The sequence below is a fragment of the Mariprofundus ferrooxydans PV-1 genome (assembly GCF_000153765.1).
GTDB classification, from domain to species: domain Bacteria; phylum Pseudomonadota; class Zetaproteobacteria; order Mariprofundales; family Mariprofundaceae; genus Mariprofundus; species Mariprofundus ferrooxydans.
The window spans coordinates 476,570-498,433 of sequence record NZ_DS022295.1 but is presented as its reverse complement, the minus strand read 5'-3'; the positions used below and the strand labels follow the sequence as shown (position 1 = coordinate 498,433).

Annotated in this window: 23 protein-coding genes and 1 pseudogene; 10 read left to right on the top strand and 14 right to left on the bottom strand. The window is 52.8% G+C overall.

The genetic code is table 11. The annotated features are described in order from the left end of the window. The 4 genes and pseudogenes from SPV1_RS14830 to SPV1_RS09270 form a co-directional block, all read right to left on the bottom strand. Positions 1 to 143, bottom strand: a pseudogene (locus tag SPV1_RS14830) (iron-containing alcohol dehydrogenase); the annotation flags it as partial. A gap of 32 nt (positions 144 to 175) precedes the next feature. Further along, positions 176 to 880 carry an iron-containing alcohol dehydrogenase gene (locus tag SPV1_RS09280; RefSeq protein WP_009850918.1) on the bottom strand — a complete coding sequence of 235 codons (705 nt, stop codon included), beginning with the start codon at positions 878 to 880 and terminating at the stop codon, positions 176 to 178. Positions 881 to 929: 49 nt separating this feature from the next. After that, complete coding sequence (locus tag SPV1_RS09275) at positions 930 to 1,451, bottom strand: hypothetical protein (protein WP_009850917.1); 522 nt, start codon at positions 1,449 to 1,451, stop codon at positions 930 to 932. 45 nt (positions 1,452 to 1,496) lie between these two features. Beyond that, positions 1,497 to 2,330 (bottom strand): phosphate ABC transporter substrate-binding protein, encoded by an 834-nt coding sequence (locus SPV1_RS09270; protein ID WP_009850916.1) that lies wholly within the window; start codon positions 2,328 to 2,330, stop codon positions 1,497 to 1,499. A gap of 236 nt (positions 2,331 to 2,566) precedes the next feature. Here SPV1_RS09270 and SPV1_RS09260 point away from each other — a divergent pair, with 236 nt between their 5' ends. The 3 genes from SPV1_RS09260 (at position 2,567) to SPV1_RS09250 (ending at position 4,402) form a co-directional block, all read left to right on the top strand. Then, positions 2,567 to 2,926: a DUF1456 family protein gene (locus SPV1_RS09260; RefSeq protein WP_009850914.1), complete on the top strand. Its 360-nt coding sequence runs from the start codon at positions 2,567 to 2,569 to the stop codon at positions 2,924 to 2,926. Between the two features lie 215 nt (positions 2,927 to 3,141). Continuing rightward, on the top strand, positions 3,142 to 3,702 hold the full coding sequence (locus SPV1_RS09255; protein ID WP_231288361.1) for a hypothetical protein: 561 nt from the start codon (positions 3,142 to 3,144) through the stop codon (positions 3,700 to 3,702). A 244-nt stretch (positions 3,703 to 3,946) separates the two neighbouring features. Beyond that, positions 3,947 to 4,402, top strand: a complete 456-nt coding sequence (locus SPV1_RS09250) for a glycine zipper domain-containing protein (RefSeq protein ID WP_018293608.1) — start codon at positions 3,947 to 3,949, stop codon at positions 4,400 to 4,402. Between the two features lie 98 nt (positions 4,403 to 4,500). Here the strand turns inward: SPV1_RS09250 and SPV1_RS09245 are convergent, their stop codons facing one another. Next, positions 4,501 to 5,607, bottom strand: a complete 1,107-nt coding sequence (locus tag SPV1_RS09245) for an HD domain-containing phosphohydrolase (RefSeq protein ID WP_231288360.1) — start codon at positions 5,605 to 5,607, stop codon at positions 4,501 to 4,503. 538 nt (positions 5,608 to 6,145) lie between these two features. On the opposite strand from SPV1_RS09245, the gene SPV1_RS09240 reads away from it, so the two are divergent. Further along, positions 6,146 to 8,668, top strand: a complete 2,523-nt coding sequence (locus tag SPV1_RS09240; RefSeq protein WP_009850909.1) for a cation:proton antiporter — start codon at positions 6,146 to 6,148, stop codon at positions 8,666 to 8,668. Positions 8,669 to 8,693: 25 nt separating this feature from the next. Here the strand turns inward: SPV1_RS09240 and SPV1_RS09235 are convergent, their stop codons facing one another. Next, positions 8,694 to 9,518: a lytic transglycosylase domain-containing protein gene (locus tag SPV1_RS09235; RefSeq protein ID WP_009850908.1), complete on the bottom strand. Its 825-nt coding sequence runs from the start codon at positions 9,516 to 9,518 to the stop codon at positions 8,694 to 8,696. A 97-nt stretch (positions 9,519 to 9,615) separates the two neighbouring features. On the opposite strand from SPV1_RS09235, the gene SPV1_RS09230 reads away from it, so the two are divergent. After that, on the top strand, positions 9,616 to 10,383 hold the full coding sequence (locus tag SPV1_RS09230; protein WP_009850907.1) for a ParA family protein: 768 nt from the start codon (positions 9,616 to 9,618) through the stop codon (positions 10,381 to 10,383). Positions 10,384 to 10,453: 70 nt separating this feature from the next. On the opposite strand, the gene SPV1_RS09225 is transcribed toward SPV1_RS09230, so the two are convergent. After that, entirely contained in the window at positions 10,454 to 11,353 is a 900-nt protein-coding gene (locus SPV1_RS09225; protein WP_231288359.1) for a D-hexose-6-phosphate mutarotase, read from the bottom strand. A 269-nt stretch (positions 11,354 to 11,622) separates the two neighbouring features. On the opposite strand from SPV1_RS09225, the gene SPV1_RS09220 reads away from it, so the two are divergent. Then, positions 11,623 to 12,009: a hypothetical protein gene (locus tag SPV1_RS09220; protein ID WP_009850905.1), complete on the top strand. Its 387-nt coding sequence runs from the start codon at positions 11,623 to 11,625 to the stop codon at positions 12,007 to 12,009. 122 nt (positions 12,010 to 12,131) lie between these two features. Here SPV1_RS09220 and SPV1_RS09215 read toward each other — a convergent pair whose 3' ends face one another. The 4 genes from SPV1_RS09215 to thiS form a co-directional block, all read right to left on the bottom strand. Then, positions 12,132 to 12,965: an NYN domain-containing protein gene (locus SPV1_RS09215; RefSeq protein ID WP_009850904.1), complete on the bottom strand. Its 834-nt coding sequence runs from the start codon at positions 12,963 to 12,965 to the stop codon at positions 12,132 to 12,134. Between the two features lie 27 nt (positions 12,966 to 12,992). Then, a complete protein-coding gene (hemE, locus tag SPV1_RS09210; protein WP_009850903.1) occupies positions 12,993 to 14,060 on the bottom strand; it encodes a uroporphyrinogen decarboxylase in 1,068 nt (355 codons plus the stop codon). 142 nt (positions 14,061 to 14,202) lie between these two features. Further along, complete coding sequence (locus tag SPV1_RS09205; protein ID WP_009850902.1) at positions 14,203 to 14,979, bottom strand: thiazole synthase; 777 nt, start codon at positions 14,977 to 14,979, stop codon at positions 14,203 to 14,205. A 52-nt stretch (positions 14,980 to 15,031) separates the two neighbouring features. Continuing rightward, positions 15,032 to 15,241, bottom strand: coding sequence for a sulfur carrier protein ThiS (gene thiS, locus SPV1_RS09200; protein WP_040881925.1), 210 nt, complete (start codon positions 15,239 to 15,241; stop codon positions 15,032 to 15,034). A gap of 122 nt (positions 15,242 to 15,363) precedes the next feature. Here thiS and SPV1_RS09195 point away from each other — a divergent pair, with 122 nt between their 5' ends. From SPV1_RS09195 to accC, 4 genes are read left to right on the top strand one after another with little or no spacing between them, the layout of a single operon-like run. Continuing rightward, positions 15,364 to 15,807, top strand: coding sequence for a tetratricopeptide repeat protein (locus SPV1_RS09195; protein ID WP_231288358.1), 444 nt, complete (start codon positions 15,364 to 15,366; stop codon positions 15,805 to 15,807). Next, positions 15,804 to 16,271 carry a type II 3-dehydroquinate dehydratase gene (aroQ, locus tag SPV1_RS09190; RefSeq protein ID WP_009850899.1) on the top strand — a complete coding sequence of 156 codons (468 nt, stop codon included), beginning with the start codon at positions 15,804 to 15,806 and terminating at the stop codon, positions 16,269 to 16,271. Before SPV1_RS09195 ends, aroQ begins: the two co-directional genes overlap by 4 nt. Position 16,272: 1 nt before the next feature. Further along, entirely contained in the window at positions 16,273 to 16,743 is a 471-nt protein-coding gene (gene accB / locus SPV1_RS09185; RefSeq protein ID WP_009850898.1) for an acetyl-CoA carboxylase biotin carboxyl carrier protein, read from the top strand. 10 nt (positions 16,744 to 16,753) lie between these two features. Beyond that, on the top strand, positions 16,754 to 18,103 hold the full coding sequence (gene accC / locus SPV1_RS09180; RefSeq protein WP_009850897.1) for an acetyl-CoA carboxylase biotin carboxylase subunit: 1,350 nt from the start codon (positions 16,754 to 16,756) through the stop codon (positions 18,101 to 18,103). Between the two features lie 123 nt (positions 18,104 to 18,226). Here the strand turns inward: accC and SPV1_RS09175 are convergent, their stop codons facing one another. From SPV1_RS09175 to nhaA, 3 genes are all read right to left on the bottom strand, one after another. Continuing rightward, a complete protein-coding gene (locus SPV1_RS09175) occupies positions 18,227 to 19,132 on the bottom strand; it encodes a cation diffusion facilitator family transporter (protein ID WP_009850896.1) in 906 nt (301 codons plus the stop codon). A 94-nt stretch (positions 19,133 to 19,226) separates the two neighbouring features. Then, positions 19,227 to 20,426 (bottom strand): SH3 domain-containing protein, encoded by a 1,200-nt coding sequence (locus SPV1_RS09170; protein ID WP_009850895.1) that lies wholly within the window; start codon positions 20,424 to 20,426, stop codon positions 19,227 to 19,229. A gap of 167 nt (positions 20,427 to 20,593) precedes the next feature. Continuing rightward, a complete protein-coding gene (nhaA, locus tag SPV1_RS09165; protein ID WP_009850894.1) occupies positions 20,594 to 21,772 on the bottom strand; it encodes a Na+/H+ antiporter NhaA in 1,179 nt (392 codons plus the stop codon). Positions 21,773 to 21,864: the final 92 nt, after the last annotated feature.

Here is a 21,864-nt window from a genome sequence, read left to right as displayed (position 1 = left end):
CTGGCTGCCGCAGAGACCAGCGTACCACATACCACGCCGTGCGGAATCGGAAAAAAAGCGCCCAGTGGGGAAGCCAATCCGTGCACACTGCCGAGCCCTGCATTAGCCAGTGTCAGACCGGAGATGGACGAAGCGTAGAGCATGCCTGAGCGCGCCTCCAGATTATCGCCCTGCTCTACCGCCGGATCAGAGACTCCCGCACATGCGCCAGCCCACTCAGAGCCAGCGCATCGGTGATCGGACTGGCATCAGATGACAGATAGGATTCCAGCAACTGGGTCAAGGCATCCATACCGCAGGCCGCTGTCACATCGGGCGGGCAGCCCAGAGATAACTCCGGATCCAGAATAATAACGCGCGCCACCAACAGGTCATGACGAAACGATTTCTTGAATCCATTTTTACCGACCACCGATAACACTGCATTTTTGCTGGTTTCGCCACCGGTTCCTGCCGTGGTTGGAAGCGCGATGAATGGCGTCGATGGCCCGTTATATATACTACCCCGCCCTACCCCTTCGAGATATTCCATCACCGAAGCGCCACTCGGCAGCAGGCCGGCAATGGCCTTGGCGGCGTCGATCACACTGCCGCCGCCGATGGCTACCACACAATCGGGCAGCCAGCCGGCATATCCGGCAACCGCCTGATCCACCAGCTGCGGCGATGGCTCACCGCTGACACGAACTCGCCTGAGCTCGAATTGAGCCTGCAGGTTATCCAGCAGGAGTTGTCCATAACCAGATGCTTCAAAGGATGCAGCACCTGTAACCAGCAATACCCGCCGTCCGAATGATGCGATCACTTTCTCCAGTTCATGTCGCTTGCCAACGCCAAAATGGATATGTGGTGTTGCCGCAAAGCTAAAGCTCTCACTCATGACTCTCTCCCCCGGCCCGGGTTACACGCGCCGAACCTTAAGCAGCAAACTATCGCTTGCTTACGTTGGCGTAAAAGGCCACTCCGGATTTGGCATCTTCGTAAACCTCCATCCAGACATCTGTACCCCTGGCCGCATCCGGCAGGTCTGTGTCCGGAATATGGGCTTTCAGGCTTGTGCTCTCGCCATTGAAACGACCGATAATCTGGCAGTCACCATTGAGCTGATATTCCGTATCCCGGGCTTCACCGGTGTAGAGAAAACTCAGCTGGCAATTCACACCAACATCGTCCAGACCACCACTCTCATTGTCACTGAGCACATCCTGCTGAAGGTTGATCACGTCTCCGCTCAGCGCCCTTGCACTGTGCGACAGAAGCAGCAGGCGCGTACCGTTCATCTTGTCAATAAACTGGCTGAAATTGCCAAACATGATCGGGTCATACTCATAGTTCGGCTGCACCTTGACAAAGATCATGAAATTCACGCTTCTGGACTCATCCGCCTGAACATTAGCTGCCATCAGATTCATACCTGCCGTTGCAAGCAGCACAGCAATAATATAACGCATTAAAATACCCCGTTTATATGATTGTTTTATATAGATTACTTATATTCAATGAAGCGGGATATAACCGAGCTTCTTTACGATTGCCTGGCACTCATCTGCCTGCATATAGTCGATAAAGTCTTTCACTTCACCCACCGGCTCGCCCCTGGTCAGCAGTAACAACGGGCGCGAGAGCTTGTATGTGCCGTTCACCACATTGGCGGTCGTCGGCTCAATACCATCCAGCCTCAACAGCTTCACACTCCCGTTGCGGGAAAATTCACCGGCAACACCGACTGATGCAAATGTGATCGCATCTACATCATGGGCTACTTTATCCAGCGCGATATCCTGTGAAAAAGCGATCCATGCATGTCCATGATCAAATACCAGATTGCCGTCTACCTCCTCACCCTTCAGATGAAAATGGTGGGAAAACAGCTCGTAGGTTCCATGCTCCGTACCCAGTGAAATCAGATTCACCGCAGCATTCGCGCCGCCTACTGCCTGCCAGTTACTCACTGCGCCCTTGAACAACTGCTCCACCTGTGCGGAACTCAGATCTGAAATGGTATTGGCGGCATTTACCACAAGCACTACACCGTCGGTTGCAAGCTTGAAGGTTTTCATCTCCGGATAGGCTGCCAGCTCCTTATCCTTGATGGCACGAGAGGCACGACCAATATCCACTTTACCTCTTGCAATAGTCTTCACGCCTTTGCTCGAGCCACCTCCTGCAATAATAAATTGCATGTCAGCATGGGTCTTTTTATAGGCCTGTGAGCAGGCCTTCATCGCCGGCTGAACGGTGGTCGAACCGGCCGAAGTAATTACGCCTGCATGGGCAGAGGTTGCGCTCACAAACGCAGCGACAGCTGCGAGCGCTCTGAATCTGGTCATCTGTTCATCTCCACTATATCCGTGATTAAAGGTAGCTGTTAGCCAGCCGGATTTGCTGCACCTGTGCTAATAGTCGATTGGCCTGCATCAAAAGGCGGCGCATCATGCCAACGCACCATTGCTTTGGGAATAGTGGAACCAGGCTGATCCCATACCGATGCAGCAAGACAAGCCGAGGTAACATGACTGAAAAAAAGACTACCTGATTGAGCCCCCGTTGCACTAGGCTTTCGCCCATGAAAAATAATATGATTCTCAAGAAGATATCCATCGCCAACAATCTCAAACATTTCGAGATCAAGGAGATTTTCGAGCTTGGCGGTTTCGAATTCAGCAGCAGTCAGGTCAAGGCATTTATGGCCGGTTCACAAAACAAAAATCACGAGAAGCTGTCCGACGAACAGTTTGAAGCATTTCTCAACGGTTTCATTCTCTACTCACGCGGTACGCCGGATGACCCTGCACTGTTGCCGCGCACCATCGAAAACTTCATTATCGGCCTGATTGAAGCCGGTAACAGTGCCGCCATTGATGAGATCCAGTGCCTGATTGAAGACGCCAAAGACAACATGGGCACGACAGAGAAAACCGACTAAATCATACAGAGCAGCCAAACGTGACCATCGACAAAAATGAAGAACCCCCGCAGAAAACTGAACAATCGGCTGCAAATACCGGCCGGAGTGGCGCACCAGGACAGCCGATCAGACCAGGCACTGGATCTGCACAACAGCAAAAGGCATCCGCACACCATCATCACAAACGCCACCCGCATGCAAAAAAAGGACGCTGGCATCACCACAAGCGTCGTTTGCTACGGCTGTTAATCGGACTTACCGTGCTGGCATTGCTGCTCTCTTCCTGGGCTATATACCGCTCGTTTGAAGTAGCCTTGACCGGCGAGCATGCCAATCTGTGGAAAGCGGAGCTTAAACAGGGGCACTATACCGCCGCCGCCAGCCAGTTTCTGGGACTGACCAACAGTGCAATATCACAGGTCTTTAACAAGGAGCTCTCCCTTGAGCACATCAGCTCGGATATCAAGACAACGTTGCCATATCTGAAAAAGGCGGGCTATACGCTGACCGAGATCGATATTGAGGTCGGTGTGCCGCCAAAAGTGTTTGTCCATTTTCATCATCACGGCAGCGGAAAAGTCGATGAAGAACAGGCCATGCAAGCTCTGCATGACAACCTGATCGGCAAGGCGCTGGTCATGGCCATCTCACAAGCGGGCAAGCTACAGGACAAGGTGGAAGATCCCGACATGCCATTTAACCATGTGGAGGTTGAGCTGGCGCCCATTCCCAGTGTGAAGATTGAATACATCAGCCCGAGCAAACTGCACCCGTGGGGAAATGAAAAGCACTGAAGCGGTTAACAACCCGGTTTCCATTTCAGAGCAATCAGCTGCTCCGTTACTCGCAGAGGACGGCGCGTACTCTCTCAGCTGATACCTTGCTTCAGGTTACAACAACAGAAGCACCTCTTACCCGGCATCAGGATAGCACGAATTTACAATTTCCTTACATAGCTTTGCACAGTGGATGCACTTCTATGCATTTCTCCGCCTAGGGTTTCCCACTATGAGGGATATATCCCTACAGGAGACAGATATGAAACGAATAGTGACTATTACCCTGTTGACCACGACTCTGCTTGCCGCACCTGTTGTTCAGGCTGCATCCTATCAGGATCGGGCCATGACTACCGGTGCCGTTGTCGGTGCAACCACCGGCGCTGTTGCCGGTTCTTCCAGCGATCAGGCCCTGCAGGGCGCTATCTTCGGCGCCGTACTGGGTACCATTGCCGGCGCGGTCATTGCCAGCCAATATCAGGAGCAGGTTGTTTATGTGGCACCGCATCAACCACGCGTCCACCACAAACCGGTAGTGACGCGATATGAGCACCGCGTGCGGAGACCTCTCTATGTGCATCGCACACAGAGACCCATCTATGAACATCGCGTACAGAGGCCTGTCTACTCACACAGTCGTCAGGTCCGCAGCAACAACCGCCAATACTCCCGTTATGCCGACAATCGTAGCTATGGGCATGAGCGCCGCGACTAATTGCTTAGTCTAAAAGCCTCACCTGTGAGGCAAGCCCATCTCTCAGCGACCGGCACCTCTGTATGTAAAAGGTGCCGGTCGTTTTTTTAACAGCACTCTCATTCAAAACTGAAATTATCAGCGAATACTTTCAGGCAGGCATCCACCGCGATCGGGCAGTACTTTTTACCACGATTTTTTGTAATTTCATCCAACGCCTCCTGATGCCCTTTTGACGCACGATAGGGACGATGCGATCCTATAGCCTCCACCACATCAGCCACGGCAACCACTCTTGCCTCAAGACAGATCGCCTCCCCTTTCAGCCCCTGAGGGTAGCCGCTTCCGTCCCATCGTTCATGATGCTGATAGGCGATTTCAGCGATTGGCCAGGGAAATTCAATGCCTTTTAAGATATTGTAGCCATTCAGTGCGTGCTCCTTGATTAATTCGAATTCAGCAGCACTCAACTTCGTCGGTTTTGACAGCAGTTCAGATGGAATCTGAATCTTGCCGATATCATGAACCAGCGCTCCCAAACGTATCCCCTCTACCTGCTGACTCTCCAGCCCCACTTCCTGGGCCATCCTTCGGGCAAGTCTTGAGACCCGCAGCTGATGACCTCCGGTATACGAATCCTTTGCCTCAGCAGCTCTGGCTACAATCTGGACCGTGGTGATCAAGCTCTTTCTCAATCGCTCGGTAAGAGACAGCAGTTCCGCCTCGGTCTGCTTTCTGTGGTTGATATTGCGGATAATCGCCGTTGCATGCCGGCATCCGTTACGCAGGTAGGAAGAGGCAGACAACTCAACCGGAATCTCCGTGCCATCTTTATGCAACAGCACTAGCTCGAGGGTTTCTCCGCCCCCATTTCCCCGGTCAGAATCATGATGATACGCCAGTGCATCGCGCAGCGTGGCCCTGTACCCCTGCGGCACAACAAGCGTATCTAACGAGTGTCCAATGGCATAACTTGCTTTATAACCCAACATTTTTGTCGCAGCATCATTCCAGATACTAATCTTTCCGAACTCATCCACTCCGAGAATGGCATCTGTAGCCGTTTTCGTCAGGGACTGAAACTGATCCTCGCTTTGACGCAGGGCCTGTAACAAGTGTGCATGCAGCGGCTTGAGAATCATAAAGTAGGAAATCGGAAACAAAACAATGATCAGTAGAGCCGCATCCAGTATCGCGACGGTCAGCCATTCAAGTTTATGATCCAAGCCATTAATCGACAGCATGATCATGAATTCAACAACTGCTATAACCAGCAGGTAAAGAAGCACTGCCCGAAAAAGCCCTTTTCTTTTCTGTCTGTCGCGTGCAGTAACTGTTTTATTCTTATCCATGCTCGCTTTACCTCTCTGTCAAAAGCAGCCCTCCAAGCAACAAATGCGTGCCTTGATAGCACTATCACAGTATAAAGTCAATCAAATCATATAAATACAAACCTTTGTCATAGCAGGAGTGATCCGGAGGTTACTTGCAGATTACGGATAAGCTTCAGGCATTGTGATTCATCAGCCCTGTGATTTTGGCAACGTAATTTACGGTCTCCTGCGGCATGCGTTCAGGGTCACGTTCGAGACTCCCCATCCCCCGGTCATAGTCTGCAAGGGCCAGTTTCGTATTCCCATAGTAGCAGCCCATCTGCTGTTTAAAGGCATTTTCTGACGGCCCGACCCACGCGGCACTCCCCCGGTGTCATCAAATTGAACGTTTCCGCTTAAGTACAGAGCGCCCATGGTCTAGGATAGGTTAATGGAACACACCTCTCTGGTCAGCGCAGTCATCTGGAGTATTTTCAGCCTGCTGCTGGTAGCACTCTTCATCCAGTTTCTGGCTCAACGTGTCCGCCTGCCCTTCACCATCCTGCTGGTACTCGTCGGCATTGGACTGAATTCCCTGCACGACGTATATCCCGGCTTCAGTATTTTTCATGCCTTAAAGATATCCCCGGACATGATTCTTTACGTCTTCCTGCCTGCCTTGATTTTCGAATCCAGTTATAATCTCAATGCCCGAAGACTTGTCCACAATATTGGCCCTGTGTTGACCCTGGCTGTGCCGGGGCTGCTGATCTCCACTTTTACAATCGGCTGCATCCTATGGTGGGCCACCGCTATTCCATTTTCCATGGCACTGCTGCTCGGCGCTATCCTGAGCGCCACCGATCCTGTTGCTGTTGTTTCCATTTTCCGCCAGATCGGCGCCCCGGACCGCCTGAATACACTGATCGAAGGCGAGAGTCTCTTTAACGATGCTACCTCAATCGTAGTCGCAGGCATTCTGATTGGCATGGTCATCGAACACAGTGGCGAGGCTTCTATCAGCAGTGGAATAATAACATTCTTTTGGCTTTTTATCGGTGGTCTGGCAACCGGCATCGGGCTCGGCTTCCTTACCGGCAAAATTATCGGCTGGGTTGAATCGGAATCCTTTATCGAGATAGGCCTGACCACAGCACTGGCCTATCTCTCCTTTCTGCTGGCCGAAGAGGTATTCCATGTCAGCGGCGTCATGGCCACCGTCGGTGCAGGGTTGACACTGGGAAGCTGGGGTCGTATCCGTATCTCTACATCGGTACGCATCTACCTGGAACACTTCTGGGAGCTGCTTGCCTTTATCGCCAATGCGTTGTTATTTCTTCTGGTCGGCATGAAGGTCAACCTTGCCGATATGTGGCAAACCATGGGCATGCTTGTCTGGGTTATTATTGCCATGCTGGTTGCACGGGCCATTGTCATTTTCTGCCTGATTCCACTGATCGGCCGGCTGCCGGGATCCCGGCCTATATCCATCCCCTACCAGTTCATTATGTTCTGGGGTGGCCTGCGCGGTGCAATCGCGCTGGCACTGGTACTCAGCCTGCCGGAATTTGAGTACTCCGATCTGTTCGTGGCGATGGTCATGGGAGCCGTCCTGTTCACGCTGTTGGTACAGGGGCTCTCGATCGAATGGGTGATGAAAAAATTGAGACTCAATGTCCCTCCGCTTGCCGACCGGTTCGCCTTCATCGAACTCGATCTGGCCTCCAGGCAACGGGCCATGGAACAACTGCCATCTCTCAGGGATGGGGGCTTTTTTTCCAGTCGTATCGCCCATAACCTGACTGTGGAGTGTGATCATGCCATCAGCAGTGCCCTGCAAAGGATTGATGAGCTGCGTGCATCAGAGTTGGACAGAAACAATGAGTTAAACCTGATCTATCTGCGGGCGCTGAGCGAAGAGAAGTCCTTTTACACAGAGATGTACAACAAGGGCCATATCAGTGAAGGGGCCTATCGGGAGCTATCACTGGTTCTGAACCTGCAGATTGATGCCTTGCGCTATCACGGCGCTTTCGAGCATGTGCACTCCCATCGCATCAAACGCGTACTGGAGCAGTCCTTTTTCCATATGGCTAACCTGGCCCCCTGGTTAATGCCGGTGGCTGAAAAAATACGTATGTCGCGAATCATTCTCGATTATGAGCAGATATGGGCGCACTTTCTTGGCAGCCAGCACGTCATCAGGTCGCTTGGCAAGCTGGCGAAAATGGAGTTGATGAGCGAGACGAATGCTGAAGAGGTGATCGACAAATATCGTTCATGGCACGAAATTGCCACCCGCCATCTCTATCAGGTTAGCGAGCAATATCCGGAGTTCGTCAACTCGATGCAGACCCGACTGGGGCAGCGCATGCTCCTGCTCGCCGAGCTTGAAACCGCAGAGGAAAAAGCTGAACAGGGGGCCCTGCCCGAAAGTGTGGCCAAAAATATCGAGGCAGGACTCTCCAGGAGGCTGGGGACACTGCGTGGCCAACAGGTAGAACCGATCCCGAACAACGTGCCCGACATGATTCGTCGCGTCCCACTGTTTTCTGACCTGAATGATAGTGAAATCGGACAGCTCGCAGCACAGTTCAAGACGATCAGTCTGCTGGAACACGAGTATCTTGTGCGGCCCGACAAACAGAACGAAAGTCTTTTTATCATCGCTCGCGGTGTTGTACGTATCACTTTCGATTCGAGTGACGAACACCGCGAAGGAGCCCTGTTAACAGGTGAGTGTTTCGGGGAGAAGGCACTGATGGGCCATGGTTCTGATATGGACAGTGCATCAACCGTTAAGGTGGAGGCCATAATTCCGTGTATGGTTCATGTGATCAGCCGCGACCGGCTGCTTACTTTGCTTGAGCAGGAGCAAGAGCTTGCCAACAAACTCACTACCCGTGATGCTGAACTGGGTGAAAGTTATTCGCTGACACAACAGAAACCTTTGTCACCGGCCGGCAAGCGTTAACTGACGCGAGCCTTCCATGCACATCTCAGGCTGCGCTATTCATCAGGCCGGTGATTTTGGCAACGTAATTTACGGTCTCCTGCGGCATGCGTTCAGGGTTTCGCTCGAGATTGCCCATACCCCAGTTGTAGGCTGCCAGCGCAAGCCCGGTATCTCCGTGATATCGATCCATCAGTTGCTTCAGGTATTTACTGCCCGCCTGAATATTCTGCTCGGGATCAAAAGCATCCTTAACGCCGAGATCCGCCGCCGTACCGGGCATCAGCTGCATCAGCCCCTGTGCCCCGACAGGAGAAACCGCCTGAGCATTAAAACCGCTCTCTGTCTGAATGACGGCTTTTATCAACTTCGGGTCCAGCCCGAAGGCTGCTGCTGCACGTGTAATCACTGGTCCATACTGTGCCCGTGTATCGGCACCTGGCACGACACCGGACTGCTTGATCTCTTCTTTCGTTGATATCACTGGTGGTTCAGAGTCCTTCATCACGGGTGTTGATATAGCCGGTTTTTCGCCTGCCGCAGGCACGGCAGAGGCTGCCGGCATAACGGCACTGTTACGCATGGCCATAAACAGGTCGGTGGAGGCAAAACCTGCATCCGAACCACCACTTCCGGATTCGGAAAACAGGGCATGCATGCTGGCCCGCTCCAGTGCTGAAATAAGGTTTGCCGCCAGTGTCCGGATGGCATCGGGCGTCAATGTTTTGTCTGATAGCGGCAACCCACCACCGCTGCTTTTATCCAGATATTGCTGGAACAGACCGGCAGCGGTATGCGTACCGCCCTGCTCCGGCAGCTTTACAGGCTTCAGGCTCCAGCCGGCCACACCTATATTTTGATAACTGTTCATAATGGTGAATCAGCAACAGACATGCCAAGTCACTTGTATCAGAGCGCTGGTCTGCCATCATTGAGTCACTGCAACCGGCAGGAGGGAGAGTGATTGGATGAAGGTGCTGGCCGTTTATAACATCAAGGGTGGCGTGGGAAAAACCTCGACGGCTGTGAATCTGGCATGGTACGCATCCAGTCAGGGGCAACGCGTCCTGTTATGGGACCTTGATCCTCAGGGGGCCTCAACATACTGCCTGCAGGTCAAACCGGGAAAACGCCCCGACCGGCTGCTGCGTGGCAAGGTGGATGCCGAAAATATTGTCAAACCAACGCTCTACGACAACCTCGACCTGCTACCCTCGGACTTCTCCATGCGACATGCCGACCTGTTACTACATGGGATGAAGAAATCGCAACAACAACTGCAGAAAATTCTCTCCCCGCTCTCACGCGATTACGATCTGGTGATTATGGACTGCCCGCCCGGCTTTACACTGCTTTCCGAGGCTATTTTCCACGCAGCAGACATGCTCATCGTACCTACGCTGCCGTCAGTGCTTTCTCTACGCATGCTCAAACAGGTTATCGACTTCAAGAAAGAGCACAGTATAGGCAAGCTGCGTATCCGCGCCTTTCTCAATATGGTGGATCGCCGCAAGAAACTGCACCTTCACATCCTTGGCCAACGGCATCGTATCGGCAAACAGATGATGCAGGCCTGCATTCCTTATGCCAGCGCCGTCGAGCAGATGGCCGAGCTCAGACAACCACTGCCCGAATTCAACCGTCTGGCACCGGCAGCCATGGCCTACGGCGTACTCTGGGCCGAAATATGGGACGCCATTCCCGGTGGTCTGAAACTACCCTGCACCCCGGAGTGACCAGAGTATCGTGCTTTAGCGCTTTGTTATCGGCACCTCAGTTGAATCTCTCCGCCATCGGCAACCGGGGTTATTCGACGCTATAGCGAACCCATAAACTATGCCTGTCACCAGCGGTCAGCTGCACAACATCCTCGGCGGCATTGGCGCTCTCCACGCATACCATACCAAGAAAACCCTGATCCGATCCGAAATCACCCATAGCCCGGCATTTATCAATCCACGGATTCCAGACTATTGTTGAGTGGCTGCCTCTTTTTTCGATGCGTATACCGCGATCCAGCCCAGGATCCTCGATCACAATATCCTGCCCCTGATCGAAATAGATGCGATCCACCTCTGAGGCGATCCTGATATCATGCTTCTGTGTCCTGCGCGCGGCAGGCCCGACCTTGTCCAGATAGTCACAGCCGTCCAGCCCTCGAACAGCAATCCTGCTGATATCGCTGACGCAAAAATAGGTATGCAGCGCATCACCGACGGTAATCGTTTCCTCACCCCGGTTTTCAGTAACCAGTTCCATCTCAAGTTTGCTGCCTATCACCATATGCATTTCAGCCGGTGCATCATATGGCCACAGCTCTCTGTTGATCTCGGCAATACGAAAGCTGATCGACGTGGAGCCATCATCCAGTGCCGCTGTAGCAATCACATCCCATGCCACCGTGCGGGCAAAACCGTGGCCGGGAAAAGAGGCTTCGCTGGCATGCGCGCCGAACCAGGGCCAGCAGATCGGCACCCCGCCGCGAATAGACTTGCCCTGTGCAAGTTTCGCCACGGGCGACATCCAGATGACCGGCTCCTCACCCTTCGGGTTCCACCTCATCAGATGAGCCCCCTGCATGGCTATGCTGGCCGTGCACTGACTATTATCGACATCAATGACAATAAAACCGCCTCCGGCATCGCGAAAGGCCAGTTGCTCTGCTATGCCGAAATCATCATTCAGTGTAAAACCTTTTGCATTCATAACATCTCCCTGTGCAACTGTCATAGCTTGAGGCATTGCAGAGTGTTGGGCAAGGTAAATAATGAAGAGTTTGTAAAAAGTCATCACCGCGCCCATGACCCTCCGGTATAACATAAAAACAGTGACCTTCCGATAGAGGCAACACACTCTGTGTTTTGCCCCGCCCTACTTTAATAGATCAAGTTTACTGTGGAGAGAAAATCAAAAGCCACTATGATTGTGACATTAGCCAATGGCAGAGTGTCCGGGCAGAAACAGGCAGGTAAAACATGAATCTTGTAGAAGCGCAGGTTGAATTTGACTTTAAAGGCATTCGCTATGCCCCGGCTGCCATCATTAACCTCGATGAGTGCATGCGCCATCATGATCCGGTTGACTACATTTTCAGAATGCTCGCAGCTGACTGCGGCATCGGCACCTATTCGCACGAATTTGATATCATGATCGAAGGGGAACTCTCATTTGATCACCCGACAGGGCTGGCGACTGATTGTGTTACCGATAACAAGCTGGATTTCGAACGATTCAGAAAGGCATGGCTGGAAGAGTGTACCATGCGTATTCTGCAACCGATCGCTGCGACATATTTGTCCATTACCAACCTCGATGAGCATCCGAAGCTGAAAGCTGCGCTGATCGCCGCTTATGAGGCCTGAGACACAACCCGAGGGAGTTTAACTCACCGGAAACGGAAAACGCCGGCATCTGTATATGCCGGCGTTTTCTATTATTGCACCCTTCTTACGTGGCAGAGAGCTTTTAATGCCCGGAAGTGAACCTACTCTTCGTGCGAAAAATCCTTGATGATATAACCGCCGGATTTCTCGTCCTTCTCCAGAGTCAGCAACTCGCGCTTTTCCGCCTCTTCAAGCATTTTTCCGAAACTGCTGAATCCGTGGTAGCCCTCGGAGAAGCCCGGTTTGCGGCGCTTTAGGGTCTGCTTGACCATGGAGCCCCAAACCTTGTCTTCATCACTGCGCTCCTTGAACAGATCCTCGACCGTTTCCAGCACCAGGTCGATCCCCTCCTGCTGAAGGGTAACTTCATCGACCGGCAGCTCATTATTCTCGGTTTTCGCTTTGGCTTTGGACTTGCCTGACGAGCGACGCCGGCGTGACTTGACCTGCTTCTCCGAATCGCGCACCAGATCATCGTAATAGATAAACTCATCGCAGTTGGCGATAAGCAGGTCGGAAGTCGACTGTTTGACACCCACCCCGATCACCAGTTTGTTATTCTCGCGTAACTTGGAGACCAGAGGTGAGAAGTCGGAGTCGCCGGAAATGATAACAAACGTATCCACATGCGCCTTGGTGTAGCACAGGTCCAGTGCATCAACGACCATGCGGATATCGGCAGAATTTTTACCGCTTTGCCGCACATGCGGGATCTCGATCAGCTCGAAAGCCGCCTCATGCATCGGTGCCTTGAAATCCTTGTAGCGCGCCCAGTCACAGTAAGCTTTTTTGACGACAATATTACCTTTGAGCAACAAGCGTTCGAGTACCCGCTGGATATCGAATGCATCGAGTTTGATATCGCGTACACCCAGTGCGACATTTTCGAAGTCGCAATACAGGGCCATACTGCGTGAATCATCTCTGCCGCTCATACCTGTCTCCTTATTACTATAACCGGTTTAACCATGATAGCGCACAGACTCTTCGCGCACAGCCTTGAAGAATTCGATCGCGTGCTCGGGCGGCACATCCGGGGTAATACCGTGCCCCAGGTTGAACACATGGCCGTTGCCGTGTCCGAATCGGGCCAGAATATCTTTCACCTCGGCACGAATCCGCTCCGGTTTTGCATACAGCATGGTCGGGTCCATATTACCCTGCAGGGCAACACGGTCACCAACGCGGGCTTTTGCCACATCGATATCAATCGACCAGTCCAGCCCCAGCACATCGCAACCGGTATCAGCCATCGCTTCCAGCCAGCCCATGCCGCCCTTGGAGTAGAGAATAACAGGCACGCGGCGCCCGTCATTCTCACGGGTCAACTGCTGCACAATGCGCTGCATATAGGCCAGCGAAAATTCTTTATAGTTACTTGTATTGAGAATGCCGCCCCAGGTATCAAAGATCTGTACTGCCTGAGCGCCGTTAGCAATCTGTCCATTCAGATAGGCTGCAACAGAGTCGGCCAACTTCTCAAGCAGTAAATGCATGGTCTCCGGCTCATTGAACATCATGGCTTTGACTTTGGAGAAATTCTTGGAACCGCCACCTTCCACCATATAGGTAGCCAGTGTCCACGGACTACCGGCAAAACCAATCAGCGGCACACGTCCGTTCAAATCCCTGCGAATCGTGCTTACTGCATCCATCACATAACCCAGCTCTTTGGATGGATCGTCCAATACGGGCAGTTTTTCCACATCGGCACGACAGGTGATCGGATCGGGAAATTTCGGTCCCTCCCCCACGCCAAAGGTCAACTCCATACCCATAGCTTCCGGGACTACCAGAATATCGGAAAACAGAATGGCGGCATCGGCACCCAGTATATCAATCGGTTGCAGCGTCACTTCCGAGCAGAGCTCAGGTGAGCGGCACAGATTCAGGAAACCACCGGCGCGGGCTCTTGTCGCCCGGTATTCAGCCAGATAGCGCCCGGCCTGACGCATCATCCATACCGGGGTGCGCTCTACATCTTCTCTCAGGCATGCACGCAAAAACAGATCATTCTTCAATTCAGTCATTCTTATATTCCTTTTTTCTCACCACAGAGGACACGAAGGACACAGAGGGTAATTGTTATAGTTTCGTCACAAGACACTCCCACACAAAGAGCAGAGACATTACACTCCTCTGCCTGCGATGGGAGATATTGAAATGTTGCATTTAGTCCCAGATATAACCTTCTGTCGGACTGGAGGCAGAAGCAAAGGCACGCTTGGGCATACGGCCTGCCAGATACGCCATGCGCCCTGCCCTGACCGCATCGCGCATGGCACGAGCCATCATGCACTCATCTCTTGCTTCGGCAATAGCGGTGTTGATCAAAACCGCATCCGCCCCCAACTCCATAGCCTTGGCTGCATCGGAAGCCGTACCGATCCCTGCATCGACAACAATCGGCACCTTTGCCCGCTCCTTGATAACACGAATATTGAACGGGTTGGCCAGGCCGCGACCGGAGCCGATCGGATTACCCAGAGGCATCACAGCCACGCAGCCGATCTCTTCCAGTCGTGTGGCTACAATCGGGTCGTCATTGGTATATACCATGACTTCAAATCCTTCGGCCACCAGCGTTTCCGCCGCCTTGATCGTCTCCACCACATTCGGATAGAGCGTCTGCGTATCGCCGAGCACTTCCAGCTTGACCAGATTCCAGCCGCCTGCCTCGCGGGCCAGCCGCAACGTGCGCACGGCATCATCGGCATTAAAACAACCTGCAGTATTGGGCAGAATGGTATATTTTTTCGGATCAATATAATCGAGCATATTCTCTTTGCCCGGATCGGTAATATTCACCCGACGTACAGCCACGGTAATCATCTCCGCTTCCGCCGCCTCGGTGGCACCTTTCGTGGTCTGAAAATCCTTATATTTTCCGGAGCCCACAATCAAACGTGATTTGAATTCATGTGTGCCAACCTTGAAACTGTCTGTCATGTCCTCTCCCGTTCAATGATCCGAATTAATGCATTACAAGCATGATTTCATGTCAGCCGCCACCTATCATGTGCACCAGCTCAATACGGTCACCAGTTATCAGCGGCGTCGAAGCATATTGACTTTTCGGCACAACTTCGAGGTTTCGTTCTATTGCGATCATCCGTTGCTCCAGACCAAGCTCGCTGATAAGCCCTGCCAGCGTGGCGGCCCCGGTACTGTACTCTTCCCCGTTCAAACGGATCATAATTGTTTTCGGCATATTCCCTCTCTGGCCAGAAACGACTCGATTTTGCAGCATATTGATTCAATACGGGCCTGTTTTTACTCATTTTTCACAAAATCGGATTGACCCGCTATGCGCGACTGCGTAGCTTCAGGGGCATGCTAGCAGCAAGCACATCTGCGCCCAATACCCATTCGTCCAAATCGATGCCAAAGCCGGTAAACTGGCGTGGTGTTTCAGAAGGTATGGCCGCCGCCTTTGCTGCGGCCCGCAACGGCAAACTGGAAACAGCCGAAGTTATTCTCAGAGATGTGCTCGAATTTGCGCCGGCGGAAATGCGCGCCTGGAAGCTGCTTGCCAGAATTCAGAGAAAGCTCGGCCATATTGATGCCGGCATTGCCAGTGCTATCCGCGCACTACAGCTTCAGGAACTCAATAAAAGACATGACCCGGCCGCCTCGATCACCCTTGCCCGACTTCTCTTTGAACAGGGTGAGCACGATGAGGCGCTACATATGCTCGACCGACTACTGCAACTAAAGCCGGGGGACGCCGTGCTGATACAACTTAAAGAGAAGTGGCTACTGGAGAGACCGGAATGAAAACATTACGCATACTTGTGCTGCACGGTCCCAACCTGAATATGCTGGGCACGCGCGAACCCGGCCATTATGGCAATCAGACACTGGCGGAAATCACGAACAACATGCACACACTGGCTGAGTCTCTCGACATCGAAATTGAGAACTTCCAGAGCAATCATGAGGGTGCATTGGTTGACCGCATCCAGCAGGCGGTTTCTGAAGATGTGGATGGCATTGTCATCAATCCGGCCGCTTATACCCATACCAGCATCGCGCTGCGTGATGCACTGCTGGCCACCGCACTGCCTTTCATTGAAGTACATCTGTCCAATATTCACCAACGGGAAAGCTTCCGCCATCACTCCATGCTGGCAGATGCTGCCGCCGGAGTCATTGCAGGCTTCGGCGCTACTTCCTATCTGCTTGCCCTGCGCGGGCTGAACGACTTACTACGTATACAACATATCAATACAGGAGTTTAATGTGGACATATCGCAAATTCGCAAACTGATCGGACTGGTAAGAAACACCGACATTACAGAACTTGAGGTCACTATAGCTGACCAAACGGTGCGCATCTCACGCCAGAATCAGGCTGCTGCCACGCAGACGCCAGCCGCCGCTCAGCAGGTCTACGCAGCAGCCGCACCTGCAGCAACACCAGCACCAGCTGCTGCCGAAGCTCCAGTCGCAGCAAGCGAGCCGGATGATGCACATGTCGTCAAATCCCCCATGGTCGGCACCTACTACTCTGCCCCCAGCCCGGATGCTGATGCCTTTATCAGCGTAGGCGCGAAAGTGGCCAAGGGCGATACACTGTGCATTATCGAAGCAATGAAAATGATGAATGAAATCGAAGCGGAATACGGTGGTATTGTCGAGGCCATTCTGGTTGATAACGCCTCCCCGCTCGAGTATGGCCAGCCTATGTTTATCATCACGCCTCTGGCATAACGGGGGTTACATGTTTCACAAAATTCTTATTGCCAATCGCGGCGAAATCGCAGTCCGTATTATTCGCGCCTGCAAAGAGATGGGCATCCGTTCTGTCGCCGTCTATTCTGAAGCCGACAAGGATGCCATGCACACGCGTCTGGCCGATGAATCTATATGTATCGGACCAGCTCCCAGCACATTATCCTATCTTAATATAGCAGCCATCATGGCTGCAGCCGAACTGACCGATGCCGAGGCCATCCATCCGGGTTACGGGTTTCTGGCTGAAAACGCTTCATTCGCGGAGATTGTCAGTGAATCCGGTCTTGTCTGGATTGGCCCGACACCTGAATCGATGCGCATTATGGGCGACAAGGTGGCTGCCAAACAGAAGATGGATGAGGCCAATGTGCCGTTGGTGCCGGGCTCAGATGGTGCAGTTACCACTGTCGATGAGGCAAAAGCAATTGCCAAGGCAGCCGGATTTCCGGTCATTGTGAAAGCTTCTGCCGGTGGTGGCGGACGCGGCATGAAGGTAGTTCATAGTGAGGCTTCACTGCCGAATGCCTTCTCCATGTGTCAGAGCGAGGCCGGAGCTGCATTCGGTGACGACACCGTATTTATCGAGAAATATCTGGAAGAGCCGCGCCATATCGAAGTACAGGTACTCGGCGACAAGCACGGCAATATCGTGCACCTGTTTGAACGCGAGTGCTCCATGCAACGGAATAATCAGAAAGTACTGGAAGAGGCGCCCAGCCCCTTCGTGGATGACGAGACGCGCGCAAAGATTTGTGCTGCCGGCGTTGCCGCCGCCAGGGCTGTTGATTATGTCGGAGCAGGCACCATCGAGTTCCTTATGAATCCGGATAAATCCTTCTATTTCATAGAGATGAATACACGTATTCAGGTTGAACATCCTGTTACCGAATGGATCACAGGCGTCGATCTGATCGAATGGCAGATCCGCGTTGCCAGTGGTGAGCAGCTCGCCTTCACTCAGGATGATATCAAAATGAAGGGGCATGCCATTGAGTGCCGCATCAACGCCGAGCATCCATTCAAGTTCACTCCGTCACCTGGAACTGTTCAGCTGTATCACGCACCGGGTGGTCGCAGTGTACGTGTGGACTCATTCCTCTATACCGGCTACTCCATCCCCCCCTACTATGACTCCATGATTGCCAAAATCATCACCCATGCACGTGACCGCCAGAAATGCATCCGCCGCATGCAGCGGGCAATGGATGAACTGGTCGTATTGGGTGTTACCACCAACCAGGAACTACACCAGCGCCTGCTGGCCAATCCGGGGTTCCAAAGTGCCGATTTCAATATTCACTTTCTGGAGCGCTGGCTCAACCAGATGCACCTGTAAAAGACAAGGCGTAAAGGGTGTTGTATCACACACCCTTTACGCCTGATTCACGCCATGGGTCGTGGCACCCCGGCTGCATGTAAATCAAATCTGCACGGCAATAGCAATAACAGGTAAAGCGGATCAGCAATGATGATCGTTACAGGGAGAGCAATCACCCTGCAGATGAGATGATTCGGGCTGCAGCGTGGCGTGATCCACCCCCTGCTTGCGCAGTTTCTCCAGCAGGAGAGGCAGGATTTCATCCCATTCCGACATCGATTCAATCTCAACATGAGCTGACATACCCATACGGCCATCCGGTAATTTCCAGAGATGGATATGGTGAATATCGGAAATACCCTGCACAGCTTTCAGACAGGCTTCGACAACCTCAGTATCGATAGCATCAGGAACGGCCTCCATCAACTCCGCGGTAGTCTCACGGATCAGTCGCCATCCTCCCCATGCGAGAATTGCAGCCACAAGGAATGAAAGAATCGGGTCAATCGGCATCCATCCCGTGAAATAGATTACCACGCCGGCAATAACCGCCGCGACGGAACCAAGCGCATCCCCTACCACATGCCAGAATGCAGCACGTGAATTGATATCATGCTCTCCATGTAGCCATGTTAAAATAACCAGATTCACTATCAGGCCAATCGCGCCGATCGCTATGACCATACCGCCATGCACAGCTGGCGGCGCACTCAGACGACCAGTTGCCTCCCATGTAATCCAGCCACTGAGAAACCACAGGGCAAAGCCGTTTAGCTGCGCGGAAAGTACGCGTGCACGTCCGTAACCGTAAGTCATGCCGCTATGGGCCGGTTTCAACGCCAGCCTGCCGGCAAATGCCGCAAGCGCGAGCGCAATCACATCGGATGACATATGTGCCGCATCAGCCAGCAGTGCCAGAGAGTTGGAAATCAGGCCGCCAATCAACTCAACAATGGCAAACAGCAGTGTCAGCCCTAGTGCCAGATCCAGTTTATGGCCGTGGTGGCCATGGCTATGACCGTGGTGGTCGTGTGCGTGATTCTCCATCTATTAAATTATCCGATGAAGGACATCACCATTCAACCCTTGGCATTGACAGGATATTGTGCCCGTTGCATATCCTGATTCTGCTGGGCCTGTATCAGAAAATACTCTGATGCGCCCACGCCTCATGACCCGCCAACAGCACCCGATACCACTCTCCCTGACGATACAAGGTTATCACAGGAGTTCCCTGTTTTAATCTGGCCACCACTTTGCCATGCTTGCCGGGTGCATCCCTGATAATGCCGAGATGCACACTGACAGTAAGCACTTGTCTCTGCTCTACCCGTTTAACTTCAGAGTTTGCTGTAGCCGACACTGTATCTGTCGAGGAAGCCGTCGTTTCAGATGAGTTCGCGCCGGCTTGATCAGCGGCAGCATCTGGCTGAGAAGCAGTGACGGGGGCCGCTGTGCCAGATCCGGACACCTGTCCGGTTGATTTTTCCGCAGGCTCGCCCTTAGCTATAGCAAAAATAACCTTGTTACCCCATGCTTCCCTGCTATCGGGAAGGCGAATCCGGTACCAGTCCCCCTGACGAAACAGGCTCAACACAACTGTTCCCCTCTTTAAGCGCGCAACCACCTTACCCTCGCTGCCTGGCGCATCCCTGATCAGCCCCAGATGAACATCAACGGTGAGCAACTGACGCTGCATATCTTTTTCAACCGCCGTATTTGCTGCTGGCTGTACTGCTGGCTGCTGATTGGCGGCAGAGGACTGCTGCTGACTCTTCACTATGCCGGCCGGCAATGGCGCTACATTTTTAGTCACTTCGACTTTTTTGGGTGCTACTTCAGGAACATCTGCAGCGCTTGCCGGCACAGGGTTATCCTGAGCAGCAGGTTTGTCTTCAACCGGGTCAGGTGATGATTGCGCCACGGCAGTTGATTGATCCGCTTCGCCTGAAGCTGCGGGCGCGTCAGGCGTCGCTTTGACATCATGCTGAGCCACCGACTGTGACACGGAACTGTTAATGTCTGTTGTATTCGGCCAGAAGAACCAGAGCAGCGCCAGCATCAGCGATGTGGATACGGCGAAGAGCCCAAACAGAAACTTGAAAGGACGCCTGCCCTGCGCCTCACCTTCAAACATATCGGTCGAATAATCGGCATGCGGCATGTCGTTGCCCTGCTGCATACCGTGATCATCCGCATCCAGCCAGGACATGTCACTCTCATCCGATGTATCCTCATATGTATGATTGGCAAAGGATTCATCCAGATGATCCAGCTCGTCGACCAGATGGTCCAGTCTGTTCTGCATATCCGCAGATTCTTCGGTCGACTTTTTCCACATACGACTCCCCCCTCAGGCCCACATCACTGGTGGATTTATAATCGCACAATCTGAACGGTGCAAGGTATATTCAGATATAACCATGTGATTTGGCGTGGCTCCAATGTTCTCATTCCTCATAGCTATCGAGCCAGCACAGAGCCGGTCGAAATGGCGAGGGTTCCATTCTATCCTGTATTAGCTTTGCCAAGGACTCTGTTCAGCCAGAGATAGCCACAAACAGCCGACAGTGTAGATGCGGCAATAATGCCCAACCGCTCATCGAAGAGGAAATTGTCGCGACTGCCTTCAAAGGCGAGAGAACCGATAAACAAACTCATTGTAAAGCCGATACCACAGAGCAGGGAAGCACCATATATATGACGCCAGTTCACACTACCAGGCAACCTGGCCAGCCCCGCTTTTACAGCCAACCATGCAAAGGTGAACACACCTAACTGCTTGCCGACAAACAGACCAAGTGCAACGCCGATTGTCGCCGGGTGTAACAGCTGTTCGACACCTACCTCAGTCAAATCCAGTCCGGAATTAAAGAAGGCAAACAGGGGCAGAATCACAAAAGCAACGACGGCATGGAGATCCCGCTCCAGATCTTTCAGCGGAGAGCGATCACTACGCGGATCAGGGGCAAGCGGAATAAACAGAGCCAACAGTACACCGGCAAGCGTGGCATGTACTCCTGACTTCAGCACCGCCACCCACATGATCAGACCTACCAAAAGATATGGCGTCAGCCTGTAGACATTTATCCTGTTCAACAGCGCCAGCACAGCCAGGCACGCGGCGCCGATAACAAGGCTGATTGTGGAGATATTGCTGGTATAGAAGATAGCAATAATGATGATCGCACCGATGTCATCGAAGATCGCCAGAGAAACCAGAAAGGTCTTCAGCGCCAAGGGCACACGCTTGCCCAGCAGTGTCAGAATGGCCAGTGCAAAAGCGATGTCGGTCGCCGTCGGAATAGCCCACCCCTGCAGGACAATCGGGTCGTGCCTGTTCATCAGGATATAGATCACAGCCGGCACAATCATGCCACCCAGCGCACCGAATGCCGGCAGAGCAATGGCCTGCATGCTGGCCAGCTCCCCTTCACGCACTTCCCGCTTCAGCTCCAGGCCGACAATAAAGAAAAATACCGCCATCAGCCCGTCATTGATCCATAGCAACAGCGGCTTGGCAATCTCAATGGCGCCGACTCGCACCTCCACCGGTGTATCCAGCAGCAGGTCGTAGTAGTGCGACAGCGGAGAGTTTGCCAGTACAACGGCAAACAGGGCTGCAAAAATCAGCAAAATGCCGCTTGCTGCCTCGAGCCTGAAAAAAGCATTTACTGCTGAAAGCATATGCACCCTCCTCTATCTGCATGTGACGCGGCAGATGGTTCTATATATACAGGAAGGATCATAATTGGCCGGGATTTAGTGGGATCAGACGG

Coding starts and splice junctions, on each gene's coding strand:
- accC (WP_009850897.1), top strand. CDS start 16,754: ATGTTTCACAAAATTCTTATTGCCAATCGCGGCGAAATCGCAGTCCGT.
- SPV1_RS09230 (WP_009850907.1), top strand. CDS start 9,616: ATGAAGGTGCTGGCCGTTTATAACATCAAGGGTGGCGTGGGAAAAACC.
- SPV1_RS09250 (WP_018293608.1), top strand. CDS start 3,947: ATGAAACGAATAGTGACTATTACCCTGTTGACCACGACTCTGCTTGCC.
- aroQ (WP_009850899.1), top strand. CDS start 15,804: ATGAAAACATTACGCATACTTGTGCTGCACGGTCCCAACCTGAATATG.
- SPV1_RS09270 (WP_009850916.1), bottom strand. CDS start 2,330: ATGACCAGATTCAGAGCGCTCGCAGCTGTCGCTGCGTTTGTGAGCGCA.
- SPV1_RS09235 (WP_009850908.1), bottom strand. CDS start 9,518: ATGAACAGTTATCAAAATATAGGTGTGGCCGGCTGGAGCCTGAAGCCT.
- thiS (WP_040881925.1), bottom strand. CDS start 15,241: ATGCCGAAAACAATTATGATCCGTTTGAACGGGGAAGAGTACAGTACC.
- SPV1_RS09195 (WP_231288358.1), top strand. CDS start 15,364: ATGCTAGCAGCAAGCACATCTGCGCCCAATACCCATTCGTCCAAATCG.
- SPV1_RS09260 (WP_009850914.1), top strand. CDS start 2,567: ATGAAAAATAATATGATTCTCAAGAAGATATCCATCGCCAACAATCTC.
- SPV1_RS09280 (WP_009850918.1), bottom strand. CDS start 880: ATGAGTGAGAGCTTTAGCTTTGCGGCAACACCACATATCCATTTTGGC.
- SPV1_RS09225 (WP_231288359.1), bottom strand. CDS start 11,353: ATGAATGCAAAAGGTTTTACACTGAATGATGATTTCGGCATAGCAGAG.
- SPV1_RS09175 (WP_009850896.1), bottom strand. CDS start 19,132: ATGGAGAATCACGCACACGACCACCACGGTCATAGCCATGGCCACCAC.
- SPV1_RS09220 (WP_009850905.1), top strand. CDS start 11,623: ATGAATCTTGTAGAAGCGCAGGTTGAATTTGACTTTAAAGGCATTCGC.
- nhaA (WP_009850894.1), bottom strand. CDS start 21,772: ATGCTTTCAGCAGTAAATGCTTTTTTCAGGCTCGAGGCAGCAAGCGGC.
- SPV1_RS09240 (WP_009850909.1), top strand. CDS start 6,146: ATGGAACACACCTCTCTGGTCAGCGCAGTCATCTGGAGTATTTTCAGC.
- SPV1_RS09170 (WP_009850895.1), bottom strand. CDS start 20,426: ATGTGGAAAAAGTCGACCGAAGAATCTGCGGATATGCAGAACAGACTG.
- SPV1_RS09205 (WP_009850902.1), bottom strand. CDS start 14,979: ATGACAGACAGTTTCAAGGTTGGCACACATGAATTCAAATCACGTTTG.
- hemE (WP_009850903.1), bottom strand. CDS start 14,060: ATGACTGAATTGAAGAATGATCTGTTTTTGCGTGCATGCCTGAGAGAA.
- SPV1_RS09215 (WP_009850904.1), bottom strand. CDS start 12,965: ATGAGCGGCAGAGATGATTCACGCAGTATGGCCCTGTATTGCGACTTC.
- SPV1_RS09275 (WP_009850917.1), bottom strand. CDS start 1,451: ATGCGTTATATTATTGCTGTGCTGCTTGCAACGGCAGGTATGAATCTG.